Origin of the sequence: Flavobacterium johnsoniae (assembly GCF_030388325.1) — a bacterium.
Taxonomy (GTDB): domain Bacteria; phylum Bacteroidota; class Bacteroidia; order Flavobacteriales; family Flavobacteriaceae; genus Flavobacterium; species Flavobacterium johnsoniae_C.
In genome coordinates this window covers 4,878,203-4,894,171 of the sequence record NZ_CP103794.1, presented here as the reverse complement: position 1 = coordinate 4,894,171, position 15,969 = coordinate 4,878,203, and the positions used below count along the sequence as shown (strand labels likewise).

Annotated in this window: 16 protein-coding genes; 6 read left to right on the top strand and 10 right to left on the bottom strand. The window is 44.5% G+C overall.

Annotated elements, in window-relative coordinates; all coding sequences use genetic code 11:
• Positions 1–162: 162 nt before the first annotated feature.
• The gene (locus NYQ10_RS20785; RefSeq protein ID WP_149207808.1) at positions 163–408 is read left to right on the top strand and encodes a hypothetical protein; all 246 of its coding nucleotides are present in this window, start codon (positions 163–165) and stop codon (positions 406–408) included.
• 96 nt (positions 409–504) lie between these two features.
• Here NYQ10_RS20785 and NYQ10_RS20780 read toward each other — a convergent pair whose 3' ends face one another.
• From NYQ10_RS20780 to NYQ10_RS20765, 4 genes are read right to left on the bottom strand one after another with little or no spacing between them, the layout of a single operon-like run.
• A complete protein-coding gene (locus NYQ10_RS20780) occupies positions 505–1,818 on the bottom strand; it encodes a PcfJ domain-containing protein (RefSeq protein ID WP_276174768.1) in 1,314 nt (437 codons plus the stop codon).
• Positions 1,815–2,204: a PcfK-like family protein gene (locus NYQ10_RS20775; RefSeq protein ID WP_179005247.1), complete on the bottom strand. Its 390-nt coding sequence runs from the start codon at positions 2,202–2,204 to the stop codon at positions 1,815–1,817. The genes NYQ10_RS20780 and NYQ10_RS20775 overlap by 4 nt, the downstream gene beginning before the upstream one ends.
• 26 nt (positions 2,205–2,230) lie before the next feature.
• Entirely contained in the window at positions 2,231–2,590 is a 360-nt protein-coding gene (locus NYQ10_RS20770) for a DUF7222 domain-containing protein (protein WP_179005249.1), read from the bottom strand.
• Positions 2,591–2,634: 44 nt separating this feature from the next.
• A complete protein-coding gene (locus tag NYQ10_RS20765; RefSeq protein WP_179005252.1) occupies positions 2,635–3,021 on the bottom strand; it encodes a single-stranded DNA-binding protein in 387 nt (128 codons plus the stop codon).
• Between the two features lie 320 nt (positions 3,022–3,341).
• Between NYQ10_RS20765 and xseA the strand changes: the two genes are divergently transcribed.
• Both xseA and xseB read left to right on the top strand, forming a co-directional pair.
• Entirely contained in the window at positions 3,342–4,778 is a 1,437-nt protein-coding gene (gene xseA / locus NYQ10_RS20760; RefSeq protein ID WP_179005254.1) for an exodeoxyribonuclease VII large subunit, read from the top strand.
• Positions 4,753–4,962, top strand: coding sequence for an exodeoxyribonuclease VII small subunit (gene xseB, locus NYQ10_RS20755; RefSeq protein WP_436836298.1), 210 nt, complete (start codon positions 4,753–4,755; stop codon positions 4,960–4,962). The genes xseA and xseB overlap by 26 nt, the downstream gene beginning before the upstream one ends.
• Positions 4,963–5,171: 209 nt before the next feature.
• Here xseB and NYQ10_RS20750 read toward each other — a convergent pair whose 3' ends face one another.
• The 5 genes from NYQ10_RS20750 to dinB all read right to left on the bottom strand — a co-directional run bounded on the left by NYQ10_RS20750 (position 5,172) and on the right by dinB (position 13,147).
• Entirely contained in the window at positions 5,172–7,490 is a 2,319-nt protein-coding gene (locus NYQ10_RS20750) for an ATP-dependent helicase (RefSeq protein WP_179005256.1), read from the bottom strand.
• A gap of 292 nt (positions 7,491–7,782) precedes the next feature.
• A complete protein-coding gene (locus tag NYQ10_RS20745; protein WP_179005258.1) occupies positions 7,783–8,100 on the bottom strand; it encodes a DUF3606 domain-containing protein in 318 nt (105 codons plus the stop codon).
• 123 nt (positions 8,101–8,223) lie between these two features.
• Positions 8,224–8,844 (bottom strand): alpha-ketoglutarate-dependent dioxygenase AlkB family protein, encoded by a 621-nt coding sequence (locus tag NYQ10_RS20740; protein WP_179005260.1) that lies wholly within the window; start codon positions 8,842–8,844, stop codon positions 8,224–8,226.
• A gap of 61 nt (positions 8,845–8,905) precedes the next feature.
• Positions 8,906–11,962 carry a DNA polymerase III subunit alpha gene (locus tag NYQ10_RS20735; RefSeq protein WP_289878079.1) on the bottom strand — a complete coding sequence of 1,019 codons (3,057 nt, stop codon included), beginning with the start codon at positions 11,960–11,962 and terminating at the stop codon, positions 8,906–8,908.
• Positions 11,963–11,965: 3 nt separating this feature from the next.
• Positions 11,966–13,147: a DNA polymerase IV gene (gene dinB, locus NYQ10_RS20730; RefSeq protein WP_289878077.1), complete on the bottom strand. Its 1,182-nt coding sequence runs from the start codon at positions 13,145–13,147 to the stop codon at positions 11,966–11,968.
• 399 nt (positions 13,148–13,546) lie between these two features.
• Between dinB and NYQ10_RS20725 the strand changes: the two genes are divergently transcribed.
• Positions 13,547–13,810 (top strand): hypothetical protein, encoded by a 264-nt coding sequence (locus NYQ10_RS20725; RefSeq protein ID WP_256871165.1) that lies wholly within the window; start codon positions 13,547–13,549, stop codon positions 13,808–13,810.
• A gap of 257 nt (positions 13,811–14,067) precedes the next feature.
• Here the strand turns inward: NYQ10_RS20725 and NYQ10_RS20720 are convergent, their stop codons facing one another.
• Positions 14,068–14,316, bottom strand: a complete 249-nt coding sequence (locus NYQ10_RS20720; protein ID WP_179005266.1) for a DUF6965 family protein — start codon at positions 14,314–14,316, stop codon at positions 14,068–14,070.
• A 723-nt stretch (positions 14,317–15,039) separates the two neighbouring features.
• Between NYQ10_RS20720 and NYQ10_RS20715 the strand changes: the two genes are divergently transcribed.
• Both NYQ10_RS20715 and NYQ10_RS20710 read left to right on the top strand, forming a co-directional pair.
• Positions 15,040–15,495: a hypothetical protein gene (locus tag NYQ10_RS20715; protein WP_179005268.1), complete on the top strand. Its 456-nt coding sequence runs from the start codon at positions 15,040–15,042 to the stop codon at positions 15,493–15,495.
• 257 nt (positions 15,496–15,752) lie between these two features.
• Entirely contained in the window at positions 15,753–15,893 is a 141-nt protein-coding gene (locus tag NYQ10_RS20710) for a hypothetical protein (protein ID WP_179005270.1), read from the top strand.
• Positions 15,894–15,969: the final 76 nt, after the last annotated feature.

Below are 15,969 nucleotides of genomic sequence, written 5' to 3'. Positions count from 1 at the left end.
TTATTTTTTTTCTTACAGTAAATTTTATTTTTCTTACTAAATTAACATGTGCGGTAAAATGCTGCTTGTCTTTTTTTAACAGTACCCGGTGCTGTGGCTGCGGTCTTAATTGCTATATTTGATAGGAGAATTACAACTACCCTAACATACAGATCTTTCACAATGGAAAAAGCAATACAATTAAAGGTGAGAAAAGATTTGGACCCGCACCAGCAGCTCACCGTGATCAAGCTCAAAGGGAGCCTGATTTCGAAAGGCTATACCGAGATCATTCATATCCTGGACCAGGACGAGGAGTATCATCTCAATACCTTTGAAACGGATCTGGAGAAGCGCGGTGAAGCCCGGCAGTATATAACGGCCTTTATCGATCAGGAAAACCTTGCCGATGCGATTACCTTAAAGTAATGCGGCTTTGGCAGGCATTGGAATCCAGAGCCCGCCGTCCGGGAGGACGGCGGGCTTTCGGGCTTTGATTTCACTGCATAAAAAAAGCCGATATGCTTATCGGCTTATAATTTTGGGTTTTCTTTTTTTCATGCGCTCCTTTATCTGATATAAGTTTTGGCTCAGCAGCTGCAGGATCTGTCTGTGATGTCTGGAGGGCTTGTTTTTCAGTCCCCTGCACTGCAGGATTTCCATACGGCTGAGTGAAATTTCGATGGTTTCCATGGACTTATCGCAGAACTTTGCCGAGAGTATCAGCGAATCTTTTCTAACATAATACTCATTGGTAAACACGCAATGCCCCAAGTCGTCGCCCTCGGCCATAAAATCTTTTACTTCTTCAATAACGGAAATGCTGAGCTGCCCATCGCGGAACGACAGCCCGAAAAAGCGCTTTTTGTCGTTTGCATATCTTTTCTGCGCCTTTTCGATTTCAAGGCGCAGGTCGCGGAGTTTTTTCTTGCGAAGCAAGTCCCTTTTCTTTTTCACAAAATGGTCGTGCGCTTCGCAGAGGTTTTCGGGGCAGACATACAAAGGACATGAAAGGTCTTTTTTGAAATACCGCAGCAGTTCGAGATAATCCTCCCAAACGGGGACATCTGAAATTTTGTAATGGTTTCGGATGACGGTCTTCACCGCCTGCCAGTTGCGGCGGATGTTCTGCCGTGATGCGCAGAGGTAATACTGCAACAGGTTCAGCTGTCGGGATTTTAAAAGGGTTTCTGCAACAGGGTCGGATAAAAGCGATGAAAACAATAAGTGCGGTGCAATGTCATATACCGAAGTCTTGAAGCCGTTGCGTTTTAAGATCGGAAGCACTTTCATCTGCGGATAAACCTTGAAGGGATTGATATAGAATCTGGAATTGCGGATGAAATCCTTTGGCTTTATTTCAAGCGGGGAATAGAATTTCCATGCATCAAGGTTACTGGAAAACACATTGGTGCTGCGTGCGAGCGTGCGAACGTCACCTTTGGGGTTTATCCAATGCTGCATGACTTCCTTATGGAAATAGGAGGGTGCGAAATTCTTTTTCATGTGCTTGTGGGAAATGTCCATGCGCACCACCTGAAACCCCGCACAGCGCTCGATAACGGCGAAATATTCTGTTTCCTTAAAATGTACCTGATTATAAGGCATCATTTTGAGTCTGCCTGCGCAGGCAGGGCAGGAAGTGAACTTGGCGCAGGTGCTTGGACAGGAGGGTTTCCAAACGTGGGCGCAGTCCAGGCAGTAGAACCTGCTGCGGGACAACACACCCCATTTGAGAAAAATAGTCTGCTCTGCCCAAGTAAATACCTCTTCTCTAATAGGCGCAAGCGAGGCGCTCAGCGCCGTCAGCTGCTTTTCGATGATGGTTTTGGGTGTCATAGGTCAAAGAGTGTCAGGGCGGTCTGCGCCGCAGGTTTTACGTCTTTTTTTACGGTTGGAACAGGTTCGGTTTTGACAGGCGCAGCAGGGATTTCGGGCTGCGTAAAAAGGTCGGACGGTGCAGGGGTCTGCACCACGGCTCTGCACGCAATCGGCGCAGGCGTGCCGATAGAATCATCGGTGTAGTACTTTACTGCCATGTCGAAGATTTCCTGATTGTCAAAGGCGCACAAGCCTGTTTTTTTTACCTCGCCGAAGATATAATGGATGCAGCTTTCGAGGTTCTTGGATGCTTTGGCAAAGTGCGGCGCAAAGGCGGTATCGCCCTGCGCCAAAGTGCTGAGGTATTTCTCTATGGCATTTTTAAAATTTTCAGAAGCTTTCATAAGAATAGATTTAAGGTTGGAAATTTCTATTCAAAGAGCCTAGAATAGAGCTCATAACAATATTCCTCGAAGCAGAGCCAGCAGACAAAGGTGTAATGCGGGGCTTGAAATCGGTTTTCGATCGGCTCGCCGATAGCTTCTTCCAGTTCAGTACGTATATTTTCAAGGTCATCGATATGTTCGATGTAAAACGCTTTGCAGTCCGTGTTGTAGATAAATTCTGAAATCATGCCGCTCACGCATCCTCCCTGCTGCAAATCAAGGAAAAAGGATTTGAGCTTTTCTCTGCGTTTTCCGCTGTAGGAAGTAATGCTTTTTAGGATAATTTCATTAAAGGCATCGCTTACACGGTACCCACTGTAATTTGATCTTTCTAAGGCTTTCATACTATTTCATTTAGGCGTGTGTAAAAATTTAATGGAGATAACAATTAGAAGGGCAGGTCGTCAGGCTCTTCGTTTTTATTGTCCTTTTTAGCCGCAGGTACTGCTTTTGTGCTCTGCGTCTGGGGGAATACAAGGATTTTAATATCCGATGTGTGAAAGGTCAAAGCGCCGTGCGCGCGGGCGTCATTTCCGATATAGACATTCAGCCCGATGCGCCCGAAGAGCTGTACGAGCGTTCCTTTTTTGAGCCACTGCGCCAGTCCCGACCTGAGCCAGTAAGAACAGTCGATATAGGTTACAATCTTTTTGACCTCTGTGCTTCCTTTGGGTTTATAGCTGTCGTTGACTGCTATGGAGAAGTTTACCACCTCACGGTTTTCTTTTACTTTAAAAACGGAGGCATCTTTTACAATTCGTCCTGTGATTTCCATGACATAAAATTTTTAGTGAATACTTATTTCAGATTTCTTCCTCCGTCGTCCGCAACGCAAATTTTTCAAAAGAAAAAACGGGAAAAAAGAAAGCAGAAGAAAAGTGGCTAGATACCGAGCCGGAGTGCTATAAGTCCCGAAGGGCGGCCAGGAGCCGTTATGCGCATGCAGGTGAGGGCGGGCACTACTTTGGCTGCCCTTTTAACCCGTTTTGAATTGAAAATTAACCTCTCTTTTTTCTGTTTTTGAGATCCGCCTGAGAATAGCTATCTTAGCGGTGAAGAAGAAAAAACAAACAGCAGCAGACCCCTAAAAACAATATGGGACCAGACCAGCATATCAGACTCTCACAGCTCACCGGCCAGATCCAGGATACGATCCATTCCCGCTTTAAGGGACAGACGTACTGGGTAGTGGCAGATATCACCAACCATTCCTTCAAGGCCGATAAAAAGATCCATTACTTTGAACTGGTGGAGAAATCAGAGAAAGGCAGTACGATCACTGCTAAAATAATGGGCAAGAGCTGGGGAGCAGGAGCACTAAAGATCCTTGATTTTGAAAACAGCACCGGACAGCGTTTTACCAACAATCTTCATGTTCTTGTTCAGGTTAGCGTGGATTTCCATCCGCTGTACGGTCTTTCGGTAAACCTTCTGGATATCGACAGCAATTTCATGCTCGGCATTCTGGAACAGCAGCGCAACGCCACTCTTGCAAGGCTTGTTAAAGAGAATGATTTCATACAGAAAGAAGGAGAGTTTTACTCCACGCTGAACAGCCGTCTGAAGCTTCCTGCGATAATTCAGAGGGTTGCGGTGATTTCCTCAAGCAGTTCTGCCGGAAATGAGGATTTCCGCCATACGATGCAGCATAACGATTTTGGCTATGTTTTTCAGATTGATGATTATCATACCGTTGTTCAGGGGGACAATAATGCCAAACTGTTCCTAAACAAGCTTATTGATGTCTACAACACTGGAATTGCTTATGATGCCATTGTCATCACAAGGGGAGGCGGATCGCAGTCTGATTTTTTGATTTTCGACAATTACAATATCGGAAGGGCAGTGGCAAAATTCCCGATCCCTGTGATAACCGGCATCGGGCACCAGAAAAATGTCAGCATTACCGACCTGATGGCCCATACCCATACCAAAACACCAACCAAGGCGGCGGAGTTTATCATAGCGCACAACCGCAGTTTCGAGCAGCATATACTGTCACTGCAAAGGATAATAGTTATTAAATCGCAGCAGCTTTTCCTTGGGTATTATAAAGAACTCAGCGGACTTAAAAGCACGGTTACCCATAATGCGAAACAACTGATTGCCGTGCAGAAAGAAGAACTCATGCTTACCCATCAGCATATTGTCCGGACCAGCAGGGACATACTGGCGGAGAAAAAGCAAAACCTGCTGCTGACTGCGCAGAAAACACTGCAGCGACCACAGAGCATCATCCAGCAGGAAAACAGCAATCTTCAGCATTTAAAAGCGAACCTGAAGATCTTTACCAGCCAGTACCTGCGAAGCCGCAGACTCCAATTGGAGGACCACCATAAAACTATAAAGCTGCTCTCCCCGCAGAATGTGCTCAGCAGAGGATATGCCGTGATCCGAAAAAACAATAAAATTGTAAACGGAGCAGGGAGCATAAAGGAAGGCGAAGAGATTGAAATAGTAACAAAAGATGCCGTACTGAAAAGTACGGTCAACGAAAAAATAGAATATGATGGAAAACACACTGACTTATGAGGCTGCAGCCAAAGAGCTGGCCCTGATCGCCAAAGAGATGGAAGACGAAACCATCTCTGTGGATGAACTGGCTGCCAAAGTAAAAAGGGCATCTGAACTGATAGAGTTCTGCCAGGCAAAACTAAAATCGACCGAAACTGAAGTGGCTAAAATTATCAGCGGTATGGAGAATACCAAGGAGTAAAATAGGATGCGGCATACTAAAATGCAGCTTTAAGGCGTTATAGTTTAAGTTATACTCCGATGAAAACGCATGCCTGTGATGGAAAGTTTCAGGTACTGCCTATTATACGCCGATACAAGACAAAGCCCATTGCTGTTTGAAACAATGGGCTTTTGTATAAAAAATGATTTAAGTACCGATACAGCAATACCGCTCTGATGAGCCGGTTTTTACCATTCTTCCTTTTTACTGTCTGTATTTTTATCATTAAAAATACGGCTATCCTCATTTTCAGCAAAGCCGTTCTGCTGCTCCTGGTCTGCAAATGGATCAGGAGCATTTTTTAAGTTTTCGTGGATATTTAAAAGTGCAGCAGGGGAAGAACCTTCCAGCTCAACATCTGATGCGGCAGTTAGGAAACGAAACGAAAAGTCAATGGGTTTCTCTTTTCCCATTTCAAAAAAATGCACAGTGTACTGGTTTTTCTCCCTATCTACGGCAAGCACTTTCCCTTTGTTCCAGACAGGATGCATTACAAGATCCCCTTCAATGAACTCGGTATCTTCACTGTTTTTTGAAGCCGCCGCCGATGACTGCGCCGCCTGGAGGATTTCTGCTGACAGTTTTCCTTTACGCACATAAAATTCTTCCTTGATTTCAAAGAGGAACCTTGAAGGGTACTTGCTCAGCCCTGTGGTGAAATTAAAGCCTTCCGAATCGGTCATGTAAAACCTTTTCTCGGCTCTTGTAACGGCAACGTACATCAGTCTTCTTTCCTCTTCAATAGCACGTTTTCGTCTTTCCTTTATGGAAAGGGCGCTTGGCAGGACCCCTTCGGTAAAACCGCATAGGAACACATAGGGAAATTCAAGCCCTTTGGAGATGTGGATGGTCATCAGGCGTACCTTATCCTGATTTTCCGTGTCTTTGTCCAGATCGGTATAGAGTGCAATTTCCTGCAGGTATTCGACAATATTTACAGGGCCGTTGTTTTCTTTTTCCAGCAGCAGCATGGAGCTTACCAGCTCTTTTATATTTTCCAGCCTGTCCTCATCGCCGTCTTTTCGGTAGAGTTCGGATAGTCCGCTTTTATCGAGTATGATCTTGACCAGATCAGAAATGGAATTTGTCTGGGCATCTGTTTTCAGCTCTTCAACCAGAGCCAGGAAATCCGCAGCTCCTTTTTTATTGAGCTCTTTATCCTCAATATTATTTTGCAGCGCCTGAAGCAGGGACAGGTTCTGTTCGCCTGCCAGAAGGCTGAGCCTTTCGAGGAACTTTTTCCCCAGCCCGCGGGAAGGGTGGTTGTGAATGCGCAGAAAAGAGAAATTATCGCCCTGGACGATAAGCCTTAAAAAGGAAAGCACATCTTTGATTTCCTTTCTTTCAAAGAAACGCACGCCACCAAATATGGCGTAGGGAATATTTTCTTTGATCAGTGCCTGCTCGATATTTCTGGAGAGATGGTTGGAACGGTATAAAATGGTAATATCAGAGTAAGCGGCATTTTCCGTTTTAAGGATTTCCTTGATTTCGGAAGCCACCCAGAAGGTTTCCTCAAAGTCATTTTTTCCATGGAAATGCACCACTTCAACTCCTTCGGGATTATCCGTGACCATATCCTTGTCCACCCTTACCTTGTTGTTTTTGATAATATGGTTGCCTACTTTGAGGATGTTTGGCGTAGAGCGGTAGTTCTGGTTCATGATAATGGTTTTCGTGTCAGGAAACATCCTGTCGAATTCCACCAGGTATTCGGGTTTCGCACCGCGCCACTCATAGATCGTCTGGTCGGGATCCCCTACCAGAAACAGGTTCTGGTGCACACGCGAGAGCATTTCCACCAGATGGAACTGGCTGTCGGAGCTGTCCTGCGCCTCATCGACCTGTATGTAATGCAGCATTTGCTGCCATTTGAAAAGCACATCAGGATTGCTGTCGAGTATGAAAGCCGTAAAATGGATCAGGTCATCAAAATCCAGCGCATAATTGCGCTTCTGCTTGTCGAGGTATTTCTGATACACGCGGCTGGAGAGCGATTCCTTTTCATCGGGCCCAAAGCTTTTATTCTCGAGCATGTACCCCAGATAATCGGAGGTGCTTTTCTGTTTGGAGATAAAGCGGAGCACCTGTTTGAAAGTGAGGTTTTTCGAATTGATGTCCAGTTCGTTGAACACCTCCCTTAAAATGGTTTTCTGGTCTTCGGCATCCAGTATGATAAAATTTTTCGGGTAATGGATTTTATTTATTTCCTCACGCAGAAACCGTACGCAGAAACCGTGATAGGTTGTGATGAAGCTGACATCAAAAAGATCGCCAATGAGCGCCTTGACGCGCCTTTTCATTTCCTGTGCCGCTTTATTGGTAAAGGTCACGCAGAGGATATTGGAGGAATTGATTCCCAGCCTGTCCACAATGTAGGCAAAGCGGGAGGTAAGGGCCTTTGTTTTTCCTGAGCCGGCTCCTGCAATAACGCGCACATAACCTTCTGTGGTTTTCACGGCTTGGAGCTGGCTGGGATTAAGGTTTTCTAGAATCGGATCGTTCATTTTTAAACGGAATGTTTTTGATCTCTATTTATTTTTAAAGCAGAGGGGCAGATCAAAGAGTCTGCAGCACAAATTTATGGAATTAACTCAAAAGAAGGGTAAGAAGCAATTGTTATATTCAGGATGATTACCTATCGGTTAATTAGAAAGCATTTATCTTAAAATAAAATCCTGAAGAGCATCATTTGACTGCTTAATCAAAAAAATGCCCTTCAGGATTCTTTTACCTATTTTCGTTTTTACTTTTTATAAAGCAGTTATTACTATGAATGATAATTAAGTTTTTTGAAACTTAAAGCTGTGATAGTTTTGAAGGGTCTGTTGCCTCTTCAATGCTTTTTCCCTGCGGATTTTGATGCTTACCATTCCCTTTTTCATCATGCCAGGGACCGTCTTTCAAGCGAACGGTTTCTGAGGCGCTTTCTCTAGAAGGAGAATTATCATTCAAGTGCTCAGCTACTTCTTCCACAGTAGTGCCTGCTGCCCTTACGGCATCTTTTAATATCTCCTCAGGGACATTTAACTTTTCAGCCCACTGCTGGATTTCAGCCTGCTGTGAAATATCAATATGAGCGTTCTGCTCTTGTCCGTTATTATGTAGATTTTCCATGATTTTTAAATTTAATAGTGAATTCCAAAGTTAACATGACAGAAAAATAAAGCTGTTATATTTTAATCCCCTATTATTATAGGATTGCTATGGTTTTCAGTCGGTTAGAAAGGAGTCGTTATTTTATATTTCCCTGACCTGACGAAAGGTAAGGTTGATTCTGGGCAGTACGGGACGGGCCGTCTTAGGCACCTGGTGCTCCCAGTAGGTATTGGTGCTGCCTGCCATGAGAAGAAAGGTTCCGTGGTGCAGCGGAATCTCGATTGGCGCCATATTTTTGAGTACTTTATGACGCAGGCGGAACAGACGCGTTTCTCCGAAAGTCACAGAAGCGATGTTCATATTCTTATTGCTCGATGAGGTCTTGTCGCTGTGCCATCCCACACCATCGGTGCCATCTCTGTACAAATTGAGCAGTACGCCGTTAAAGTTTATGCGGGTTTCCTTTTCCACGCGCTCCCTGATCTGGAGCAGTTCCAAAGGCCAATCCGGATTTGATTTACGTTCAGGCCTGCTGCTGTCCCCGTACCACGAGATCATGCGGGGAGCTGTAACCACTTTGTCATACATGGGCATTTCATATTCCCTCCACGGTGTGCCGTGGTATAAAACATTGTAGTAATGATCGGATTCGGTTTTGCTGAAGAAATTATCAATTAGCAGCAGGTCGGCATCAGGGACGTCAAATATTCTCCTGCCGCCGTTGCCTGATGAAAAAATTTCGGTGTCATCAAAAAGCATCATGTTCTTTATTTTTTTAGTTCATACTCAGTGCAGGCTTAAAGCCTAAAGCCGAAGAAGCCTGTTAATTGCTCATTTTAAGCCTTGGAATATTGATTTCATGTTCCTGCGGATAGGGAGCGCGATGGGTCATGCTCACATCTTCGCGTATTCTCTGCTGCGCCCTGTATTTCCAGTCGTTCTCCTGTTCATAGCGCGGATCTGGTATAAAGGGCATTTTAGCCATCTTGGTAACCGTTATGGTGGGGAAATGGTAATCCACTTCCACACTGCCCAGCAGCAGGTAGCATCCTCCTCCCTGAAAAGGATACATGGCCAGGCTGTCGGTAAAATGCGCCGTATCAAAAAGCTGCCCTTCAGCATCTATCCAGGTGCCGAAATACATAGCGCCCATCTTTGTGGGCACATGCTTGCGGGAGATCAGATAAGCCAGCATTCGGACCTGTTTTTTATGATGGTCCAAAAGGTCTTTTGCCATGACACTTCCCCTGAAAGGAGTCTGAAGCAGATCAAAAGGGGAACAGGAGACCGGAAAGCCCAGCAGTTCAATCTCATCAAAGGCATCTTCAAAAGGGGAGCGTTCCAGCTGCGGCAGTACAAATTCCTTTACAGGCTCATGAAGCAGCATCGGTGCGCGGTTCTCGGGCTTGAAGTTTACCAGAATTAGACGGGCAATGACCAGCAGCTGGTTTTTTGTTTTCCCGGTGAACCGGAATGCGCCGATGAAAATCAGAATCTGTATGGCTTCAATTCCAATGGGTATGCGGTTGATAAAATCCTCCAGTGACTTGTAAAGCCCATTTTTTTCCCGTTCCTGCTGGATCAAAACAGCTGTTTTGGATTCAAGGCTCTGCAGGTGCATGAACCCCAGATAGACATCGGAACCATACAAAGTGGTTTCCAACTGGCTTTTGTTCACGCAGGGATTGTGCACTGCCGCCCCTGACATCTTCGCTTCGTGGACATACACTTCGGTTCGGTAGAAACCACCCTGATTGTTGATTACCGCCACCATAAATTCGATTGGATAATGCACTTTCAGATACAGGCTCTGGTAGCTTTCCACGGCATAGGAGGCTGAGTGTGCCTTGCAGAACGAATATCCGGCAAAGGACTCGATCTGGCGGTATATTTCCTGGCTGAGCGCCAAGGGGTGCCCCTGGGCCGCGCAGGATGCAAAAAAATTGTCTTTTACTTTCTGCAATGCGGCTTTGGAGCGTCCTTTTCCAGACATGGCACGGCGCAGAATGTCCCCGTCGGCTGCAGGAAGCCCGCCGTAATGCAGGGCAATTTTAATGACATCTTCCTGATATACCATAATGCCGTAGGTTTCCCCGAGCTGCTGCTCGAACACCGGATGGAAGTATTCAAACCTGTCGGGATGATTGTGCCTGAAGATATATTCCTTCATCATTCCCGATTGCGCGACCCCCGGGCGTATGATGGAGGAGGCTGCCACAAGGGTTTTATAATTGTCACATTTCAGACGCCGCAGCAGCCCTCTCATGGCAGGGCTCTCGATATAAAAACAGCCTATGGTTTTTCCCATTGAAAGAAAGCTGTTGCAGCTGGCTTCATCTTTTGAAATCGAGGTGTCACGGATGTTGAGCCTTATGCCTCGGTTTTTCTCAATCAGTTTTACGCTGTCATCAATATGGCCGATCCCGCGCTGGCTCAGGATATCAAACTTTTCAAGCCCGATATCTTCGGCGGTATGCATGTCAAAAAGCACGATGGGAAACCCCTTTGGAGGCATTTCCAGCACGGAATAGTTGGTGATGGGCTCTTCGGAAATCAGGATGCCGCAGGAATGCATGCTTCTCTGGTTGGGATATTTCTCCAGCATCATGCCGTACTGCTGCACTTCACGGACGACTTCGTTTGCCGGATGCAGGGTCATCGGGTTTTTGGCAAGCGCATCGAGTTCTTCCTTAGGAAGCCCAAAAACCTTGCCTACCTCGCGAAAAATAGAACGATATTTGAATTCTACATTGGTGCCGCAGAATGCCACATGGTCATATCCGTAACGCGAGAAAATGTATTCCAGAATTATGTCACGTTCCTTCCAGCTCCAGTCAATGTCAAAATCGGGAGGACTTTTGCGGTTCAGGTTCAAAAAACGCTCAAAATACAGATCCAGTTCCAAAGGACATATATCGGTAATCCCAAGGCAGTAGGCGATGATGCTGTTGGCGCCGCTGCCACGCCCAATGTGCAGAAACCTCTGAGAATTGCTGAATCGGATGATATCCCAGGTGATTAAAAAATAGCCGCTGAATTCCAGCTGGTCAATTACCTTGAGCTCTCGGAACATTCTTGATTTTGCTTCTGCATTATTTTTTCCATAGCGCCATTCGAGCCCCTTCTGGGCAAGGGTGGTCAGAAGCTGCAAGTCATCCTTTTTGTTATTGGTGTAGTATTTCTTGTTTTTCGGCGTTTTGAAATCAAATTCAAAATTGCACTGCTCAATAATCATTTCCGTATTGGAAATGATCTGCGGGTATCCTTCATAACATTTCAGGATCCTGCCCAGATCCACCATCACTTCTGTTTTCCTGCAGTAATCGGGATTGCCGAGTCGTGAAAGAATTACATTCAGGTCGACGGCCCGCAGTATCTTGTGCAGCTTGTATTCCGTTTTGGTGCGGAAGGTAACAGGCTGGAGCACGACCATCTTGTCTATTTGGTTCTTCCAGTCACTGAGAATCAGTACAGGGGTCTGTTCAGGACGAATCCCGATAAACTCATGTTCTTTTAAAACTGCGGGCACATTCTCCAGAGGATAAATCACAAAAACATTTTCAAAGTCCGGAGCGGACAAAGGAAGCGGGGCATTCTCAAAATTATGCCGGGTCAGAAAGCTGTTCATCTCAGCAAGGCCCGCCGCATTTTTTGCCAGCCCGATATAGCGCAGCTGATGCTCTGACCGGAATTCTATTCCGACAATAGGCTTTATATTCACAGCCCGGCATCCCTTTACAAAGTCATAAATCCCTGTTACGGTATTAATATCAGTGAGTGCCATAGCCCTGACACCCAAGGCGGCTGCCTTGGATATCAGATCTTCGAGCGGTATGGTGCCATAACGCAGGGAGTGGAAGCAGTGGCAGTTGAGATACATGATTTATTTTTTACGTTTTAAGATTTCGTCTTTGGTATTGGGCTTAAAGGAAGCACCGGCGCAGCGCATCACCGCATCAAAACCGTAACGGTTTTTCATCCGGTCCATAGCCTGGTAGAGCGCCAGCATTTCCTGGGTATCGTTAAACAGGTCGATCTGATAGGTTCCCCGCACCAGTCCGCTGAAACGCACCCCAATCAAGCGCAGGCGCATCCGGCGCTGGTAGAGCCTGCCAAAAAGATCCATTGCGGTCTGGGTCAGGATATGATCTGCCGAGGTATACTGCACCCTGCACTGCTTTGTTTCTGTATCAAAGTTGGCATACCGGATCTTGACCGTAACCGTTGAGGTGAGCCACTGCTCGGAGCGCAGCTGATACGAAAGCTTCTCGACCATACCAAGGATAACCCTTCCCAGTTTATCCATGTCGATGGTATCCTGTGAAAAAGTATGCTCGGTGGAAATCGACTTTCTTTCGGTATACGGTTCCACGGGGTTGTTGTCAATGCCATTGGCTTTTTTCCAGAGTTCAATGCCGTTCTGGCCGATCATGCGCTGGAGCGCTTCGGCTGGCATTTCAGAAAGGGTCTTAATGGTGCGTATGCCGATTCGGGATAAGAGCTGGAAGGTTTTATCGCCCACCATCGGTATTTTCCGCACTGAGAGCGGGTTTAAAAAAGACTGCACCAGATGCTCCGGGATCTCCAGGTTCTGTTTCTGTTTTCCTTCACCTGTTCCGATCTTCGATACCGTTTTATTGATGGAAAGGGCAAAGGTGAGGGGAAGGCCGGTTTCCTTTGTGATGCGGCGGGCCAGCTCATCGGTCCACTTGTAGCTTCCGTAGAATCTGTCCATTCCGGTGATGTCAAGATAAAATTCATCAATAGAGGCCTTTTCCACCACAGGGGCTTTCTCCTGAATGATTTCGGTAACGTCATGGGAGAGCCTTGAATAGAGTTCCATATCGCCTTTCATAACCTTGGCCTGCGGACAAAGCCTGAGCGCCATCTGGATCGGCATTGCCGAGCGCACCCCGAAACGGCGCGCCTCATAGGAGCAGGAAGCCACAACGCCGCGCTCGCCCCCGCCGATAATCAGCGGAATCCCATTAAGCTCTGAATTGGTAAGCCTTTCGCAGGAGACGAAAAAGGTGTTCATGTCAATGTGTACAATAGCCCGGTTCATAATCTATATCATTTATACCTGTCAAAATTAGTACAGATGATAACAATTTTTAAAAATATTATGTTCTAAATAATAACAAAAAATCAAAATACTGATTTTACGGGCGGTCTGGATTATGCTGCAATTAAGCAGAAAGACTTTATTCAGAATTTACGGCAGGTCTTTATTTTCGATTTTTTTAAACCGGCGCCGCCAGCCTATTTGGATTTTTCCAAACAGGCATTTCAGCCCACAGAAATCATCTTTTTTTTGAAAGTTTTTTCTTTTAGAAAAAAAGAATTATCTTTACAGTTACCACCAAAAAATGTAATTCTATTTTCAATAGTCTAAGACCTAAGTTTTTTTAACCACTGCGGCTTTCAGATCTATTTTTACCTGCCGCAATATAAATTTAAAACTATGTCACAAAAGCAGAATTGGGAGAAGATTATTTATCTGGCTGAAGATGACGAAGATGACAGACTGCTGTTTGCTGATGCAGTCGAAGAATTAAACCTGCCCATTTTGGTAGTGCAGACGGCAGACGGCTGCGAACTGCTGGAAACCCTTGAAAAGGCGAAGCATCTTCCTGAAACGATATTTCTGGATATCAATATGCCCCGAAAAACGGATTTGAATGCCTTAAAGAAATTCGAAACGGCGGTAGCGATTTCAAAAATATAAAGATTATCATGATATCCACCAGCAGCAGTGCGATGCATATCCGGACCGCCTATAATCTAGGGGCGGATTATTATGCCGTAAAACCGCCTACCTTTATGGAATTGAAAGATCTTTTAAAAGGGATTTTGGACAGGGACCTTAAGAGCTTAAGAAAAGAGATGGAAAAAAAACTTCCAGCCTGCTAAAGATAAAAATAATGATGAGGGATCTGAATGCTTGCGGATTTTTAATCATACAAGATCTTACAGGACAGGGCTTTATTCTTCAGGGGCAGTTTCTTTTTCAGTAATTCCCTGATTGGGCATGGTGCGTTTGATGTGCAGGTAAAAATCCTTGAGATGCCACCAGGCCGGGCATCTCTCTACAGGACCGTTGAAATTACGGATGCCGATGTAGCAGCTCTTCAAAAAAAGCTGCGTATCTGTAATCTTTGCCCAGGGCTTCCATTCCACCTCAAGGGGAGGAGGAAACGCTTCAAAATGTCTTTTTATATCTTCGTAATTCATGCTGCAAAAATAATCCAAAATCATATATCAGACAAGGCCGGCATTGCTTTTACAGCCCGCCGGGCTTCTGTTTTCGATCAGGGTTTTCACTATTCTGGAGCCCAGCCCTTTGCCCGTATTTGCCTGTACTTTTTTGCCAGAATGATTTGGTTTTATATCGTTAAGGCCAAAGCGTGCTGCTTTTTTTTTTAAAGGACGTATAAATACCATTTGTACGCCGCCAGATCCGGAGAATGATTAAATCAAATTGTCAAAAGAATGGGCTTAAGCCTTAAAAAGATGTAATTCTAAAAGGATATACTGTAAGTGATCTGCCTTAGGTTTTGGTAAATTTGCTATATACTGGTAAAGGTAAACAGCAATTTAATCAGTCAGAAAAAAAACAGGGGACCGGCGGGGTTCGTCTGAAGGTTCTGTACAATGATTTAGTTAGTTACCGCATACCATTTCAGGCACCCGCCGGCTGTCAGAAAGCTCCTTGAATTTTGAGGGGCTTTTTTTGTCGGCGGACGTGTGCTATAAACTTTATGCGCATCAAAGAAAATCAGAAAACTGCAATTCTTTCATTTTTTTTATTTTAGTATTGTATTTATTTCAAGTGCAATTATTGGATTATCAGTGATTTAGTGCTGTGTATTTTGTAAGAGCTGTATTTTAATTTTATAACGCAGCGGGGAAAAGCTGTGTTAAATTTGAAGTTTATACGAATAAAATTTAATTATTATGAAAACAACATACTCATCCACTGTTCCTAAGGAATTAAGCGGCGGCCTGATCATTTTTGCAGGAGTTGCGTTTTTCTTTTTACTCATGGAGTTTTTGAATCTCTCCCATGTATTTTATCTGCGTTTATTGAATGTGTTTTTTATATTTTACGGCGTAAACAGGATTTTAAACATTAACCTTTCCCAAGGACAGAATAATTTTCTTTTTAATGCGGTATCAGCCATGATTACTTCGTTTATAGGCGTAGTGCTTAGTCTTGCTGCACTTATGATGTACAGTTATGCCCGGGGAGGTGACCATTACGTTGAATCCTTGTCCCAGACCTTTATGTTCGGAGCGGAACCTTCGGTTCCCATCTATATCCTTTGCCTTTTATTTGAAGGAAGCGCCTCGTGCATTGTGGTGACACTTGTTCTGATGCTCTGCAGAAACAGCAGGTTTAGAGCCGATTAAATATTTTGTTTTCAATTTGCGGCCTTTCATTGAAACAAGGATCTTTTTCTGCACATACGGAAGGATTTAATTTATTGATTTTTAATTATGTAAGCATTCTGTCAAAAAAAATAGGTCTTTCTTTACCAGCTGGCTATTTTATAAAACAGGAATGCAGGATGTTCCAATTATGAAAAACCTGATTTTAAAGCTGTAAGCTTTTTAAATCATGGGGCAGTATTTTTACGTTTTCTTTAAAATTATAAAATCACAGCGGAATGAAACTATTTAAAAGCAATAAAAAGCACATTATCGACCGTGCACAGCAATCACAGAAGAGAAAAGGAGCTATAATAAATGCAATGGTCATTTCAATAGTATTCTTTATTGCCGTGCTGCTGGTTTCAGTAATAGTGTAATGGCGGTCTATTTAAAAAAAAACTTGCTGATTTTTAGATTTTACCATAAACTTTTGTAATAAAACACTGAAATTAT